At 42.3% G+C, this 15,153-nt stretch carries 13 protein-coding genes; 6 read left to right on the top strand and 7 right to left on the bottom strand.

Annotation, left to right across the window (positions count from 1 at the left end; translation table 11 throughout):
* The first annotated feature begins 18 nt into the window (after positions 1-18).
* Positions 19-903 carry an ROK family protein gene (locus C6W21_RS15095; protein ID WP_106051056.1) on the top strand — a complete coding sequence of 295 codons (885 nt, stop codon included), beginning with the start codon at positions 19-21 and terminating at the stop codon, positions 901-903.
* Positions 900-2,819, top strand: coding sequence for a BglG family transcription antiterminator (locus tag C6W21_RS15090; RefSeq protein WP_106051055.1), 1,920 nt, complete (start codon positions 900-902; stop codon positions 2,817-2,819). Before C6W21_RS15095 ends, C6W21_RS15090 begins: the two co-directional genes overlap by 4 nt.
* A 58-nt stretch (positions 2,820-2,877) precedes the next feature.
* On the opposite strand, the gene arr is transcribed toward C6W21_RS15090, so the two are convergent.
* Positions 2,878-3,294 carry an NAD(+)--rifampin ADP-ribosyltransferase gene (gene arr / locus C6W21_RS15085; RefSeq protein WP_106051054.1) on the bottom strand — a complete coding sequence of 139 codons (417 nt, stop codon included), beginning with the start codon at positions 3,292-3,294 and terminating at the stop codon, positions 2,878-2,880.
* 447 nt (positions 3,295-3,741) lie between these two features.
* On the opposite strand from arr, the gene C6W21_RS15080 reads away from it, so the two are divergent.
* The gene (locus C6W21_RS15080; protein WP_106051053.1) at positions 3,742-4,059 is read left to right on the top strand and encodes a hypothetical protein; all 318 of its coding nucleotides are present in this window, start codon (positions 3,742-3,744) and stop codon (positions 4,057-4,059) included.
* Between the two features lie 6 nt (positions 4,060-4,065).
* Here the strand turns inward: C6W21_RS15080 and C6W21_RS15075 are convergent, their stop codons facing one another.
* Complete coding sequence (locus tag C6W21_RS15075; protein ID WP_106051052.1) at positions 4,066-4,803, bottom strand: hypothetical protein; 738 nt, start codon at positions 4,801-4,803, stop codon at positions 4,066-4,068.
* 750 nt (positions 4,804-5,553) lie between these two features.
* Between C6W21_RS15075 and C6W21_RS15070 the strand changes: the two genes are divergently transcribed.
* Positions 5,554-5,997 (top strand): hypothetical protein, encoded by a 444-nt coding sequence (locus C6W21_RS15070; protein WP_142392856.1) that lies wholly within the window; start codon positions 5,554-5,556, stop codon positions 5,995-5,997.
* A gap of 133 nt (positions 5,998-6,130) precedes the next feature.
* On the opposite strand, the gene C6W21_RS15065 is transcribed toward C6W21_RS15070, so the two are convergent.
* The 3 genes from C6W21_RS15065 to licT form a co-directional block, all read right to left on the bottom strand.
* Positions 6,131-7,552: a glycoside hydrolase family 1 protein gene (locus C6W21_RS15065; protein ID WP_106051050.1), complete on the bottom strand. Its 1,422-nt coding sequence runs from the start codon at positions 7,550-7,552 to the stop codon at positions 6,131-6,133.
* 19 nt (positions 7,553-7,571) lie between these two features.
* Positions 7,572-9,431: a beta-glucoside-specific PTS transporter subunit IIABC gene (locus C6W21_RS15060; protein WP_106051049.1), complete on the bottom strand. Its 1,860-nt coding sequence runs from the start codon at positions 9,429-9,431 to the stop codon at positions 7,572-7,574.
* A 235-nt stretch (positions 9,432-9,666) separates the two neighbouring features.
* Positions 9,667-10,503, bottom strand: coding sequence for a BglG family transcription antiterminator LicT (licT, locus tag C6W21_RS15055; protein ID WP_106051048.1), 837 nt, complete (start codon positions 10,501-10,503; stop codon positions 9,667-9,669).
* 185 nt (positions 10,504-10,688) lie between these two features.
* Here licT and C6W21_RS15050 point away from each other — a divergent pair, with 185 nt between their 5' ends.
* A complete protein-coding gene (locus tag C6W21_RS15050) occupies positions 10,689-10,889 on the top strand; it encodes a hypothetical protein (RefSeq protein ID WP_106051047.1) in 201 nt (66 codons plus the stop codon).
* A 34-nt stretch (positions 10,890-10,923) separates the two neighbouring features.
* Here C6W21_RS15050 and aimA read toward each other — a convergent pair whose 3' ends face one another.
* Both aimA and trhO read right to left on the bottom strand, forming a co-directional pair.
* Entirely contained in the window at positions 10,924-12,543 is a 1,620-nt protein-coding gene (gene aimA, locus C6W21_RS15045) for a glutamate/serine transporter AimA (RefSeq protein ID WP_106051046.1), read from the bottom strand.
* Positions 12,544-12,875: 332 nt separating this feature from the next.
* Positions 12,876-13,844 carry an oxygen-dependent tRNA uridine(34) hydroxylase TrhO gene (gene trhO, locus C6W21_RS15040; RefSeq protein ID WP_106056642.1) on the bottom strand — a complete coding sequence of 323 codons (969 nt, stop codon included), beginning with the start codon at positions 13,842-13,844 and terminating at the stop codon, positions 12,876-12,878.
* 189 nt (positions 13,845-14,033) lie between these two features.
* Between trhO and C6W21_RS15035 the strand changes: the two genes are divergently transcribed.
* A complete protein-coding gene (locus tag C6W21_RS15035; protein WP_106056759.1) occupies positions 14,034-15,116 on the top strand; it encodes an iron-containing alcohol dehydrogenase family protein in 1,083 nt (360 codons plus the stop codon).
* Positions 15,117-15,153: the final 37 nt, after the last annotated feature.

The following is a 15,153-nucleotide window of genomic DNA, read 5'->3' as shown; positions in this document are numbered from 1 at the left end:
TAATGGAGGGCATTGACCATGCGAATTGGAGGCATTGAAGCAGGCGGAACAAAATTTGTCTGCGGCTACGGAACAACAGATGGAACGATTGAACACATGACTTCCTTTGCAACAGGTAATCCAGATGAAACATGCCGGCAAGTGATCGATTACTTTACAAAGCATCCTGTCGATGCCATTGGAATTGGGGCATTCGGGCCTGTCGATGTAAAAGAACAAAGCCCAAGCTATGGGACGATTTTAGACACACCAAAAACAGCCTGGCGCCAATTCCCTTTCCTCTCAACCTTAAAACAAGCCCTTGGGCTCCCGATGAAGCTTGATACCGATGTGAACTGTGCAGCACTCGGAGAAGCCCGCTTTTCGGTCGAAGCAGAAAAGCCAGCTTCTTTGGTCTATATCACTGTTGGAACTGGAATAGGCGGCGGTGCCTATATTGAACACCGCCTCATTCACGGATTGTTGCATCCAGAAATGGGTCATATCACCGTTCAGCGGCATCCTCATGATTCCTACGGTGGCTGCTGCCTTATACATCATGACTGTTTAGAGGGACTGGCATCTGGACCTGCCATAGAAGGACGCTATCATACACTGGCACAAATGCTGCCAGAGGAGCATCCTGCCTGGTCACTTCATGCCTACTATCTCGGGCAGATGACCGCCAACTTATTACTCACCCTTTCACCAGAGCGCATCATTCTCGGCGGTGGTGTGATGAAACAGCCCGCTATGCTGCCGCTCATTCTTGATGAAACAGAAAAGCGGCTTGGCGGCTATTTGAAACTGCCAAAGCCTTTAAATGAAATTATCACAAAGCCATCCTTTGATGGATTATCAGGTTTAATGGGCGCCATCGCTCTTGGTACTGATGCCTTACAGGCGCAAGGAGCCGCGCAATGATGCTGACGGCAGATCCTCGAACCTATCAGCTGATTCAGCGGCTATTTGAAACGAAAGGGTTCGTGAAGCTGGAGGAGCTCACTGCCTCTTTTCGCTTATCTGACCGCTCCATCCGCAATTTAATCAAAGAAGCAAATGAGCAATTAAAGGACGCTGGAGCCAAGATTAAAACGATCCGCGGAAAGGGATACACCCTATTAACGAGCGACCAAGATGCCTTCCTGCTTTGGCTTCATCAACAAAAACTTCCTGCCCGCTCTCTCGTCCCCATCATGCCAGAAGAGCGTGTACGATTTATGATGAGAAAGCTATTGCTTCAACCGGATTACTTAAAAATTGACCAGCTGGCTGAAGAACTGTTTATCAGCCGCATGACGGTCAGCAGTGATTTAAAAAAAGGACGAGAACTGTTAGCCCGTTACGGCATGACCCTTGTGTCAAAACCCGGATTTGGCTTAAAAATTGAGGGAGACGAGTTGAAAAAAAGAACATGCTATGCAGACTTACTGCTTGAGGAAGAGCCTGCACTTTCTCATATCACCGAGCGGGAGCAGCTCCATTTTCCTGATATTTCTCTTGAAACCATTCGATCTATTGTCTTGACGAACCTGCATCAAGAGTCATTGCTCATTAAAGACATTGCCTTAAAAAACTTAGTCATTCACTTAGCGATTGCGATTCAGCAGACACGAAAAAACCAGCGGATATCCGCCAGCACCACTCGTACACAAAGATCGCCAGTCTTAATGAGAATTGCCCAAAAGATCATACAGCAGATGAGCGACACCTTTCATGTCACCTTATCAGAGGATGAAACAGATTACTTAGTGATGCATCTATTGGCGAACCAAACGTGGAAAGAAGCCGCCCAGCATCAGACGACAGTGGAAGTTCAGCAGGCGGTTGCGGTCTTTCTACAGCACATTGAGAAAACAAGCGGCCACCGCTTTGCAGATGACAACATCCTGCAGCAAGACTTGATGCTGCATATGAAGCCACTATTAAATCGAATCCAATATGGCGTATCCTTACAAAATCCGCTTTTGCATGAGATCAAAGCGTCCTATCCATACCCATTTGATTTGGCTGTCAGCGGACTGAATGCCTTACAGCTAGTGCGGACGCCAAATGAGGATGAGGCCGCATATGTTGCCTTGCATATCGCTGCTTCATTTGAAAGAAGTCAGCTCGACACCTCGCAAAAAAAGAAAGCCATTATCGTGTGCGGGTCTGGATTAGGGACGGCAAGACTGCTTGAAATTAAATTGAAGGCAGCCTTTCAGCACGAACTGGACATCGTCGAGCTGTATTCCTATCAGGATTATCTCATGAGCACCACCCTGCCCTGTGATGTCATCATTACAACCGTCCCACTCGCATCAAAGGGAAAACCAGTGATTCAGGTCAGCGCCTTTTTTGAACATCATGATGTACAGCGGGTGAATGAGGTCATTCATATATTAAATGGGCACGGGACTCCCTCTAAAGAGCTGATGGCGTTTTTTCAAGAACGATTGACCTTATTGAATGCTGACCTATCCAGCAAGGACGAGGTATTAGACACACTATGCAGTCGTCTAGAGGAGCATCAGCTAGTATCGCCTTCTTTTCGGTCCTCGGTGCTTGAGCGGGAGCAAATGTCGTCTACCTATCTTGGCAGAGGAATGGCTATGCCACACCCGCTCATCACAAATGAAGGCACCTCCTGCGTAGCCATCGCACACTTAAAACAGCCAATTGACTGGCAGGGAGATCAAGTATCACTTGTCTTTTTATTAGCCATTCATAAGGATGACGCAGCCTGCATGAATCAATTCTTTGAACAGGCCGTCGATTTACTGGACAATCCAGACCGCATTCACTTCCTGAAGCAAGCAAAAACATTTGATGAGTTGATGGATGCATTGTTTCAATAAGATCAAACAAAAGGCCGCCCAGCTATTGATGAGGCGGCCTTCGTGTGATTGAGAATCATCAATCGTATATGACATTTTTTCCTTCTTCACTTAATTTCTTTAAAGAGCTCAGCATATGATCGATTTCTTCATCGGAATGTCTTTCCCATGAACCTAATTCTGCGACGATTTTCAAAGGGGATTTCGACCGATAAGAACGTGTTGGGTTACCCGGAAATTTTTTGTCAGTCACATTCGGATCATGTTCAAACTCGCCTAACGGTTCTACAAGATAAATTCTCTCTTTCGCATCAGATCTTGCTAATTCAGCACCCCATTTAGCTGCGTTTAATGTTCCAGTGAAATAGATATGATTTGATTTTTGATCCTGATAATTCGATAAGTACTGCGGTTCAAGCAGATCTCCAATCTTCAATTCTGCTTTCGTCCCATGGAAAAATGGGCCAGGATCTAAAACCTGCTCATTGTCATTCATACAGCCACACCCCTTATCGTTTTTGACTTGCGTATAACAGTATACGGCCTGATCTGGGCGGAAAACAGTCTATAAACGAGATTGAATTCGGGGTATAATAATAGTAGAGAGCAAGATGTGATTCGTAAACTCCAGCAAGTTGAAAAAACAGCAAGAATACATACAAAGCAGTCTTCTTGAAAGAGATAAAAAGCTGTTAGAGGCCATAAAGAGAAACTCAAGAAACTAAATAATTAATTGCGGCAACGGAGCAGGAGCAGGAGGAAAAGGAAGGACAAAAAAATTTTGGTGGCAGTTTTGGAAATAGCGTATTGATGCCTAGGAAGGATATCTGATCAGGATTGAAGAAGATGAGGATACAGTAGCCAATGAGACGTTTGAGGTTATAGCTGGTTGGCGTGTTGGCACATAATCAATTAAATTTTTCAGGAAGGGTGTAATGAGATAATGAAAGATAGAGATAAGATTTGTCATATATATGCTCAAAAAAGTTGGCATATGGATTCTTATATTATTGGTAATCGTGAGGGTTTAATAGAATTAAAGAGTGCTATTGACCAAGCATTGAAAAGTAATGTTGGTCAAGCTGAATTGTTTCCATCAGATTTAGAGGATTATACAACTTACGTTGCTTTAGTTGATGATAAAGAAGAGTTGGATTCTCTTATTATGCCTTACATTGATGAGGATAATGATGATGAAAACTTGATACATCCAGTTGATATAGTTACAAGTCATGAAGAGAAAAAAAACCCTAAAAATTAGGGGTTTTTAGTGTAATATTGTTTCTCCTGGACTTGCTTTGTATTTCTTTGGTACTGATGCTCTGAGAGCATGGTGTATTTTATCTTTTGGAGCTACATGGAAATGCCAATACCAAGTTGAGGTTTTTGGTATTAAAGGGATTTTTCCATTGTCTACAGCAAATACTCTTGTTGTTTTTTTCTTTCCTTTGTGTAGGACAACAACTAAACTTCTAAGTTGTCCTTTATCATTTCTTACATCCCATTTAATTTTGTAATTTTTACCGAATCCTTTTATTCGATTTTTTAGATATTTAAGTGCAGTTCTTGCGCCTTTTGATCTGATAGCCATTAAAGCAACTCTTCCTACGGTCATTGCGATAGGTATGAAGAATACTGGTAGTGCTTGTGTTGTGATTTCACTCTGACTACTTTTCGAGTCAAGTTGTTTCATTCGGTTTTCTAAAGCTAAAAATTCTTCATTGTTGAAATATTGATCTATCACTTTATTTTGTTCTGTCTCTGACATGTTTTCGAATTCTTTTTCTGTAAATGGAAGGTTTTCTATGTATTCCCCCATTTTCATTTCAAGTTCGTCTAATTCTTTGGTAGCTTGTTCATTTTGTAGAACTGTTGGTGTTACTAACGCTTCTAATTCTTGTGAATTGATAGAGTGTGTTTCTGCTGATGCTTCTGATGAAAATGGAGTCCATATCGATATGACAAGAGCTAGGGTAATTAGGGTTAAAAGTGTTTTTTTGAACATTTTGTTTATATTCCTCCTTTTGTATTAAATTCCAAAATAAAGGTTATCAAATTAAAATGAGTGTATCAAAGGATTTAAGATAGATTTAAGAAAATTCCTTTTTTGGTTGCGGTGTCCGCAATCATTTTTTTTATTTTTTAGAACTTCGTTTTGATGAAAATTTCTGTGGTAGAATTCGTTCACTATGGAGGTGATCATGATGACCATTGAAATTCATGTGATGGATTTAGGGGCAATTATTATTTGTGGTTTGATGCTCTTTGCAGTGTGGGCTGAAGAAGAAGTATGCGATTAAAGCCTGCTTCTTTTTTATGGGGTTCGGACAGCGTCCGAGGTCTTGAATTTAGGAAAAATAATAGCCGACTTCTTCGGCGATTTTTAAAAGACGCAGAGTACTTTTTGAAGGAGGAAAACGAGAGAAAACAGAATGCACCTAAGAAGGATCGAGGTTATGAGCCAGAAAGGTGATGATTGTTTTGATTATATCTATATTGTTGATGTTGACGGGCGTTTCTTATTTTGCTATGTATATGCAAAAACGAAAGAATAATAAGCAAAACGAGAAAGGCTATAGAATGACTTTTGCGGCTATTGTCTTGTTATTGGGTATTATTGCTTCCACTGGAGGTTGAGGGCTAGATATGGCATGAGTCAACGGTAAGCGGAACGAAGTAAGCATTAAGGAGTTGACTCATTCAAGACACCTAAAAACCTGTTATTCAAACAAACTCCGGGACACTCCTATTTCCTTTGGCAATAACAATGATAGCTTCAGTTTTCTATCCTAATTCTATGTTAGCAAAATCAAATACATATCCTGCTAAAAATCAATATCCACCAATTGGACAAATGACACAAGCCGAAATGTATATGTTCCTAAAAAATGGTGCAAGATATAACCCACCACAATCTAAAGAAGCCCAAACTAAAAATATCGTCACTACAATAGCAAAAAAACTTTCTGTTCAGGCTCTTCGCAAGTCAGGAACATACTTAGAAAAGCCCTTATCAAAAGTAATAGGCAAGAAATATGCAAAGAAAGCTAAATCAGGTTTTTACAAAGTAGCAGATTATATTGAAAAAGTTCAAAATGTACAAGAAAAGGGAATATCTGCAATTTTTATACAGGCTGGTCTACCACCTGATGTAGCATTCGAAACAGCGAAATGGATTGTGATCTTCTTCGGATTATAAAAGTAAGCAGAGTTTACCAATCTGTTAAATCAAACTATCATTCTAGAACAACTCGAACAATATGATCTTGCCAATAGAGTGAACGAAGAAAAAAAGCCAACCACCCGCATAAGGTGATTGGCTTTTTTATTTGTTACTCCCCGATGTTCTCTCCATTTTGCTGAATCAGGGTTTCATACCAGTAAGAGCTCTTTTTACGAATTCTCTTCAGGTCTTTTAGGTCAAATTCATCGCGGTTGACGTAGATGAACCCGTAGCGTTTGGAGCACCCTTGGTGTGTGCTGATTAAGTCGATGGCGGACCACGGGCAGTATCCGAAGACCTCGACGCCGTCTGTGATCGCCCATTTGATTTGCTTGATATGCTTTTCTAAATAATCAATTCGGTAATCATCCTGAATCGATCCATCTTCTTCTAACTTGTCGAAAGCACCCAATCCGTTTTCCGTGATAATAAGAGGCAGCTGATAGCGGTCGTAAATTTCACGCATCGTTGATCGGAAGCCGACAGGGTCAATCTCCCAGCCAAACGCATTTTTACTTAAGAACGGGTTGTTGCCGCCTTTGTATACACCATCTTCACCAGATTTTAAATGCTGATCTCCGCCGCGTGCAAATTCATCGTTGCCATCTCCTTTACTCGCTTCAACTGTTTGAGATGTGTAGTAGTTAAAGGCAATGAAGTCAGGCTTCGCACTTTTTAAAATATCCATATCTCCCTCTTCAATGATAGGAAGAATGTCTTTTTCTTTCATGTACGCCCAAGCAAGGTTGTTATAACGGCCGAAGACTGCCATATCAAGATACAGCCAGTTACGGATTGCATTGTAATTCGCCGCAGCAAGTACATCCTCAGGCTTTGGAGATGCCGGATAAATGAGTGCAATGTTAGGCGCTGGTCCGATTTTCGCCTCTGGCAGCAAACGGTGACAAAGCGTCATGGCTTTTGCCTGAGCTACGAGCATATGATGGTTCTGCTGATACAGTTCTTTTTTCGGATTTTCTAAATTTGGATCAAGTGTACCGAGCGCAGATCCATGTAAGATCATCATGTTTTGTTCATTAATGGTCAGCCAATAGTTTACCTTCTGGCCATATTCCTTAAAGAGAACCTCAGCATAACGTTCAAACGCATCGACTGTCGCACGATTTGACCAACCGCCTTTTACTTGAAGCGCATGAGGCAGATCAAAATGATACATTGTCACGATTGGTTCAATGTCATAGCGGCGCAATTCATCAATGAGAGAATGATAGAATGCAATCCCCTTTTGATTGATCTCCCCATCTCCATCTGGAATAATTCGTGTCCACGCAATGGAGAAGCGATAAGCTTTTAAACCCATTTCTGCAAACATCTTCACATCCTCTTTATAGCGGTGATAGTGATCGCTTGCGACTTTAAAATCTGTTGTGCCTTCAGGGTAGCTTGCTCTCATATCAATGACAGAAGGCCCCTTGCCATCCTCGTTCCATGCACCTTCTACTTGATAGGCGGAAGTAGATCCGCCCCAGAAAAAGTCTTTTGGAAATGGTGCTAATGTTGAATATTTCATGAATTCTTCCTCCTCTTCATTAAACAAGATGTAAAAATGATTGTCCTGGTGTGATTTGTTTTTCTTCTGTTTCAATGATATCGCTAAACTCACCGGAATTGGTAATAATCACTGGTGTTGTGACGGACAGGCCAGAAGCTTGGATGGCTTCAATATCAAACTCTGCAAGCAGTTCACCTTCTGTGATGGTTTGCCCCTGTACGACCTTCGGGGTAAAATGCTGTCCCCCTAATTGTACGGTATCAAGACCAATGTGAATGAGTACTTCTGCTCCGCTTTCAGAGGTGAGACCGTACGCATGGCCTGTCGGGAACACCGTTGTCACGACTCCTGATACTGGTGCAAACAGCTTGCCTTCTGATGGAATGATGGCTGCGCCCTTTCCTAGTGCACTAGATGAGAATGCCTTATCCTGCACTTCCTCCAGCTTGATCACCTCGCCCTTTAAAGGACTCTTCACATGAGCTGCTTTGACCCCATGTTCATTTTCCATAGCTTGCGCAGAAACCGGTGCCGGCGTTTCATCTTCATCTACTGGATCCTTAAATCCAATCAAATAAGTCAAGACGATGGATAGAACAAACGAGACCGAGATTCCGATGATGAACCCTGTAAAGCCTTGTCCGTAGAAAATTGGAAGTGTCAGTAAACTTGGAAGCCCTGACGCAATCGCAATACTTTGAGAATAACCAATGATCGCACCGCCGACCCCCGCAGAGAGAACGGCTGCAATAAATGGTTTTTTCAAACGAAGCGTGACACCGTATACAGCTGGCTCTGTAATCCCAAACACGGCAGAAACTGCTGTCGATCCAGCCAATGATTTCAGTTTTTTATTCTTTGTTTTCAGCATAACACCGATGGAAGCACCGGCTTGTGAGAATACAGCTGGCGCAGTAGCCGGCTTGATATGATCTTTTCCATGGACTGCGATATTATTTAGAATAACTGGAACAAGTCCCCAATGGATACCGAAGATCACAAGGACCTGCCATGCCATCGCAATTAAAGCACCTGCAAGTGTAGGACTAAAGGAGAATATTTTCAGCAAGACAGCTGCAATGCCGTTCCCTGCATACACACCAAATGGTCCGAATACAATGAGTGTCAGCGGAACAACCGTGACAAGTAAAATCAGTGGTGTAATAAAGTTTTTGACACTTTCATGAATGACTTTGTTAAAGAAACGTTCGATATACCCCATGACAAACACTGCCAAAATGATTGGTATTACCGTCGATGTATAAGACATTAAGACGACCGGAATACCGAAGAAGGTCACATCTCCGCCGCCTTTTGACAACTCTTGAATGGTTGGGTAAATGAGTGCACCAGCAATCGTCACAGCGACAAATGGATTCGCTTTAAACTTCCTCGCCGAAGTGAATGCGAGCAGTAATGGCAAGAAGTAGAACAAGCTGTCAGACGCAGCAAATAAAATTTGGTAAGACGTATCTTCAGGTGATAACCATTTCGCGTTGATACAGATACCTAATAGGCCTTTTAAAATACCAGCACCCGCCATGACACCGAGAAGTGGTGTGAAAATACCAGAAACAATGTCGACGAATTTTCCAAAAAGGCTCGTGCTCTCTCCACCTGATTTTGCAGATGAAGAAGTGGAATCCTCTAATAGATTCGTAAACTCTCCAATTTCTCGATAAACCTCTGGTACGGTATTGCCAATGACTACTTGAAATTGGCCACCGCTTTCCATGACAGTCACAACGCCATTTAATTTTTCAATGGCTGCTTTGTCTGCTTTTGATCGGTCATTTAATGTGAAGCGAAGTCTTGTGGCGCAATGGACTAATGAATGAACGTTTTTCTCTGTGCCAATGTGTTTGATAATGTCTTCTGCTAATTGACGATAACTCATACAAATACCCCCTTTTTTTCAAAAAAATACGTTTTTGGGCAAAATAAAAACCTAAACGGGCACCAAAAATAGTCGCAACTTGCCATTGCGCTTTTTCAGTGAACGTTTAGGTTTTGCCTGCCGAACAGTCACAATCCTCTAAGACGATCATTGTGAAACCGTATTCTTTTATGTTTATGAGCAAATAGTACCACTCAGCTTTTCTCATGTCAACGCTTTCTTTTAAGAACTACCTTTATTTCTCTCGTTTGATCAATCGATTCAAATGAATGGATAGGTACAGCATCTCCTCTGATGTGAGATCTCGGTGATAGGTTTGATAGACATATTCTGCAATTTTCTTTGCACATTCGTATGCCTTCGGATATTTTACCTTGATCAGCTGATACAAGTCCTGATCTTCGCTGACAAGCATTGTTTCGTTAATCAGACGCTGGACGAAAAAGCGCAAATGCGTGAGAAAACGGTAAAAGTTGAGTGAGTCTTCATCAAATTCCATATTAAGATGATATTTCACAATGGTGAGAATGGCGTTTACTTCTTTTGTGATATTAACCGTTGTATTCATGTCCTCATTGAGCTCTGCATTAATGATATGCATGGCAATAAAGCCTGCTTCATCCTCAGGTAGTTCAATATGAAGACGCTCTTCAATCATCTCAAGACAGTCATTTGCCACAAGAAATTCATCTTTGTATAAGCGTTTAATCTCCCAAATGAGCGAATTCTCAATGAGATGATTTTTCTTCAATCGTTCGATGGCGTAATGAATATGGTCTGCGAGTGATACATGCAGACTTTCATTTAATCTCCGGTTCAGCTTTGTATGTGCATATTGAATCATTTCTTCGGTTACCTTGACCACATCATACGGAACCTCCAGAAGCAGCATTTTCATCCGCTCATGAACGGAGTGATCCTCCAGGCGGAATACTTTATCGATTAACGATTCGTCCACCGTGTCTCCGGGACGTCTTTGAAACGCGATACCTCTGCCCATGACGACGATTTCTTTTCCATGTTCATCTATCACACTAATGACATTATTGTTTAGAACTTTTTGTATCTTCAACCCCAAACACCTCCGTCTATGCCACACAATCTTCACTCAAAATATGCTCTCATCTTAACACAACTGTCAAATCACTTGGTGTTTTTATCTGACTTTTGCAATAGATTTCATCATGATTCTACCCCTTCATAGCTGGTCTGATCATTCAATTGCCTGCATACAATACTCCGAGGAGGTGACCTTCAGTGAAGGCTTTTTTCTGGTCTGTATCATTTTTATTCATGCTTCTATTTACACTCGTTTTTCTAGGAATCGTGTTTTGGGTGAGTGGACAAGGCATGGATCAGCTTTGGAGGTATATGCTCATCTCATTTGTCACAGCAGCCGTTTTGCATGGCGTCACCACTTGGCTGAGGCAGCATGTGATGCATCATTTATCAAAATAAAACGGCTGCCCGCGATATTCAGGCAGCCGTTCCTTTATTCTTTGGATGATGCGGCTTCTTGCTGAGAAGCACGCAGTTCATCATTGATTTTTTTCGCATCCTCTAGAAACTCTGTTTCAAATCCACTTTTGAGTGCCCACATATAAAACAGCAAGGCAACCACTGCAATGAGCGCCATATCCCAGCCATAATGAATGACGTTATAACCGCCAAATTTGTCACTGCCAAGGCAGGAAATCGTCATCATCACAAGTAAGTACACGACCATCCAAGCACCTGCCTTAAAGTTGCGGCCGAAGCCTTTCCACTTCGCTTTTGCTTGATAGTAAAAATAGATCGGAAGACCGATAATAATAATGAACAGCACCTGACCTGTTAACGGCCATCTCGCCCAATACAGCGTCAATGACGCAAAGACAAAACCAAGAGGAGCAATGATGCTGAGTCCTTTTATTCGAAGCGGACGATATAAATCTGTCCCTGTCTTTCTCAGTGTCATAACGGTCACTGGACCTGTCAAATAAGAAATGAGCGTCGCAACTGAAATGATTTCTGCAAGTACACCCCATCCTCTAAATAAAAACAGAAAGATAAACGATACGGCTAAGTTAAAAAACATCGCTGGACGAGGCACACCGTAAATAGGGTGCAGACGGCCAAGCACGCTTGGCATGTATTTGTTTTTTTCCATTCCATAAATCATACGGGACGTCGTCGCCGTATACGTAATCCCTGTACCAGAAGGTGATACAAACGCATCTGCATATAAAATCAGAACCAGCCAGTTAATCCCAAGCGCAATGGCAAGGTCAGCAAATGGCGAGTTAAAATTCAAATGGCCCCATCCATTCACAATCATGGACGGATCGACAGCACCAATAAAGGCGATTTGTAAAAGCACATAAATCACAGTCGCAATCAAAATGGATCCAACAATGGCGATCGGAATTGATCGACCTGGATTTTTCGCCTCACCAGCCATATTAATCGGGCTTTGGAAGCCATTGAAGGCAAACACAATTCCTGATGTCGCAACAGCTGTCAGCACACTCGCCCAGCCGTTAGGGGCAATACTTGTTCCAGAAGTAAAATTCTCACTATGAAAACCTACGAATAAGAGCGCACCAATTGTTAAGCCTGGAATGATAATTTTAAACACGGTAATGAATGTATTCGCTTTTGAAAATAACCCAACAGTCCAATAATTGAGCAGAAAGTAAATTACAAGAAGCACACTGGCGACCATGAGCCCTTCTGTCGTCAAAACCCCTTTTGTGACCAAATGGCTTGTCCACTTTGCCCACTCCCAAGGCCATGAGCTCATATACTGGACAGAAGCCACCGCCTCAACAGGAATGACGGAGACAATAGCGATCCAGTTTGCCCAAGCGGCAATAAACCCGATAAAGGAGCCGTGTGAATATTGTGTATATTTCACCATTCCGCCTGCCTCTGGAAACATCGATCCGAGTTCACTATAAGACAAAGCAATAAATAAAATCACAACCATCCCAATCAACCAGGACAAAATAGCAGCAGGACCGGCAATTTGAGCGGCACGCCAAGCACCGAAAAGCCATCCTGACCCAATGATTGAGCCAAGACCTACCATCATTAAAGCGAAAGTTCCCATTCTACGATGCAAATGATTCATGTTCATAACACCTTTCGATTAAATTACAAAGCATGTGCCCAAGTAAGCGCCTTTCTTTCATTGCAGCTCACTTTTCATTCAATTGACAAATATTTCTTCAACTAAATCTTTACCCTTATTCATTTTTTCGCCTGTTTTATTATCTCTCAATTCTCCATTTTCTGAAATAGTCGAACATGCTTATTTCTCAAGAAATCGCTTCTTCAATGATTCAATCTATTAGACTGAATAACTACCTTTACCCTTATTTTGAAAAAAAACAAAACAAAAAAGAAAGAGGAAATGAATCCCTCTTTCTTCTGTATAGAAAAAAAGGATAAAGGGGGTTCCCTCTATCCTTGTGAGATCGCTTGTTCTTGTTCAATCACAGCTAGTCTTTCTTGCACTTCTTCTTCAGACAGATTGTGCTGTTTCACATAAAGGTTACGTTCACTTGTGCGGCATTCATGGCTGCAGCTGCGCATATACTTATGCTCGCTCTCTTCCGTTGCAATCATTTTGCGGTTACATGCAGGGTTCGCACAGTTCACATAACGCTCGCAAGGCTCACCTGTGAAGAAATCTTTTCCAACCACCACATGCTCTGTTTGATTGACTGGCACTGTTAAGCGGGTATCAAACACATAGCATTGACCGTCCCATAGCTTCCCTTGAACTTCCGGGTCTTTTCCATATGTGACAATTCCGCCGTCAAGCTGGGAGACATCTTCAAAGCCTTCACGCTTTAACCAGCCTGAGAATTTCTCACAGCGTACGCCGCCTGTGCAATACGTCAGGATTTTTTTCCCTTCAAGTATTTCTTTATTGTCACGAATCCACTCAGGTAATTCGCGGAATGTCTCGATATCAGGACGCACTGCCCCTCTGAAGTGGCCAACATCAAACTCGTAATCATTACGTGCATCAATCACAACGGTATCAGGTGATTGCATTTGCTCGTAAAATTCGACAGGGCTGAGATGTTTACCTGTTAATTCTAACGGATTCACGTCATCTTCAAGGCTAAGATTCACTAGTTCATTCCGATGGCGGACGTGCATTTTTTTAAACGCATGACCATCTGTTTCGTCAATTTTGATCGGCATAGACGCAAAGCGCGGATCTTCTTTTAACGCTTGCATGTACTTATCCGTTTGCTCAATGGTACCAGAAACAGTTCCGTTTAAGCCTTCTGCTGACACAAGGATACGGCCTAACAAACCAAGCTCCTTACAGAATGCTAAATGCTCTGCTGTAAACGTCTCTGGGTCCTCAATGGGGACATATTGATAGTAAAGTAATACACGATATTGTTTTTCCATATATATAAACACCTCTTAAATTTAATGAAAACATACCGTTCTTTATCATACAGGAAATACATACCTAAAGGCAATGTCAGCGGCTCAATTCCATAAAACGGAAGGGTCTTTCTTCTCATATTTGACAGAACTTTCTGTAAAATGAGATGATTTATGAAATATGATGTTATAAAGGAGCAGAACTCAATGATCCAGCCAGAAGATATCGTCAGAAGCGGTCCAAACCAATTTATTTCTCAAAAAGGGATTTATCATGAACTCGATTCACTTGTTTCTCCATCCTTCCAGTCGCCCGCTGTAGTGACGGGACATGATTCATTTCATGCTTTTTCACAGTACACACAGCTTCCGTCTCATTGGCCTGTTGTCCAGCACAAAGGATACAGTTCACCAAATGCGGTCACTCGAATTGCAGAAGAACTGAAAGATGCAGATGTAATCATTGGGATCGGGGGCGGCACGATTTTAGACACCGCCAAGTCAGTAGCAGAAGCTCTTCAAATTGAAGTGATCATGGTTCCAACCATTCCAGGGACATGTGCTGCATCTACACCGCTTAGCGTCATTTATGATGACAAGGGGAATTTCATGAGAGTCGATTACCATAAACGGTCCAGCTACCTCACTCTCATTGATCATACATTTTTGCTCTCTTCTCCTCTTTCCTACCTTCAAAGTGGGATTGGAGATACGCTGGCGAAATGGTATGAAGCGGAAGCCATTATTCGAAATGCAAAGGATTCCTTGCCGCTCATGGTGCATGCTGCACTAAAACAGGCGGTATACGTGAGGGATATTCTTGTTTCCCATAGCGAAGAGGCTGTCCACAGCTTGCAAACAGGTCAGCTTTCGCAAGCATTTGCGGATGTAACGGATACAATTATTACATTAGCCGGTACGGTCGGCGGCTATGGGGGACGCTACGGCAGAATGGCAGGAGCCCACGCCATCCATAACGGATTGACGTTTATTGAGGAAACGCACCATGTGTTACATGGTCAAAAAGTGGCCTACGGCATTCTTGTGCAGCTTGCCGCAGAAAATCGAATGAGCGAAGTAGGAGCATTACTTGAGCTTTATGAAACACTAGGATTACCTAGAAATATGCGTGAGCTTGGCATCACAGCTCAGCTGGGAGAAGCCGCAAAAACGGTGGCAAACCATGCTGCACGTGGAGACGAAACCTTCTGTTTAATTGGAGACTATTCCAAAGAGCAAATTGTCGACGCCATTCAAGTCATTGAAAACGTATCAGCCTCAAAAAACCGTTAAATAAAAAAAGCACAGGCATCCCACCTGTGCTTTTCTT

This window comes from Bacillus sp. NMCN1 (assembly GCF_002998085.1).
GTDB lineage: Bacteria > Bacillota > Bacilli > Bacillales > Bacillaceae > Bacillus.
The sequence above is the reverse complement of the archived record's forward strand: the minus strand, read 5'-3'. Positions and strand labels throughout refer to the sequence as shown.

Excerpts from the sequence above, each read along its gene's own strand:
- C6W21_RS15095 (WP_106051056.1), top strand. The coding sequence starts at position 19 with ATGCGAATTGGAGGCATTGAAGCAGGCGGAACAAAATTTGTCTGCGGC.
- C6W21_RS15090 (WP_106051055.1), top strand. The coding sequence starts at position 900 with ATGATGCTGACGGCAGATCCTCGAACCTATCAGCTGATTCAGCGGCTA.
- arr (WP_106051054.1), bottom strand. The coding sequence starts at position 3,294 with ATGAATGACAATGAGCAGGTTTTAGATCCTGGCCCATTTTTCCATGGG.
- C6W21_RS15080 (WP_106051053.1), top strand. The coding sequence starts at position 3,742 with ATGAAAGATAGAGATAAGATTTGTCATATATATGCTCAAAAAAGTTGG.
- C6W21_RS15075 (WP_106051052.1), bottom strand. The coding sequence starts at position 4,803 with ATGTTCAAAAAAACACTTTTAACCCTAATTACCCTAGCTCTTGTCATA.
- C6W21_RS15065 (WP_106051050.1), bottom strand. The coding sequence starts at position 7,552 with ATGAAATATTCAACATTAGCACCATTTCCAAAAGACTTTTTCTGGGGC.
- C6W21_RS15060 (WP_106051049.1), bottom strand. The coding sequence starts at position 9,431 with ATGAGTTATCGTCAATTAGCAGAAGACATTATCAAACACATTGGCACA.
- aimA (WP_106051046.1), bottom strand. The coding sequence starts at position 12,543 with ATGAATCATTTGCATCGTAGAATGGGAACTTTCGCTTTAATGATGGTA.
- trhO (WP_106056642.1), bottom strand. The coding sequence starts at position 13,844 with ATGGAAAAACAATATCGTGTATTACTTTACTATCAATATGTCCCCATT.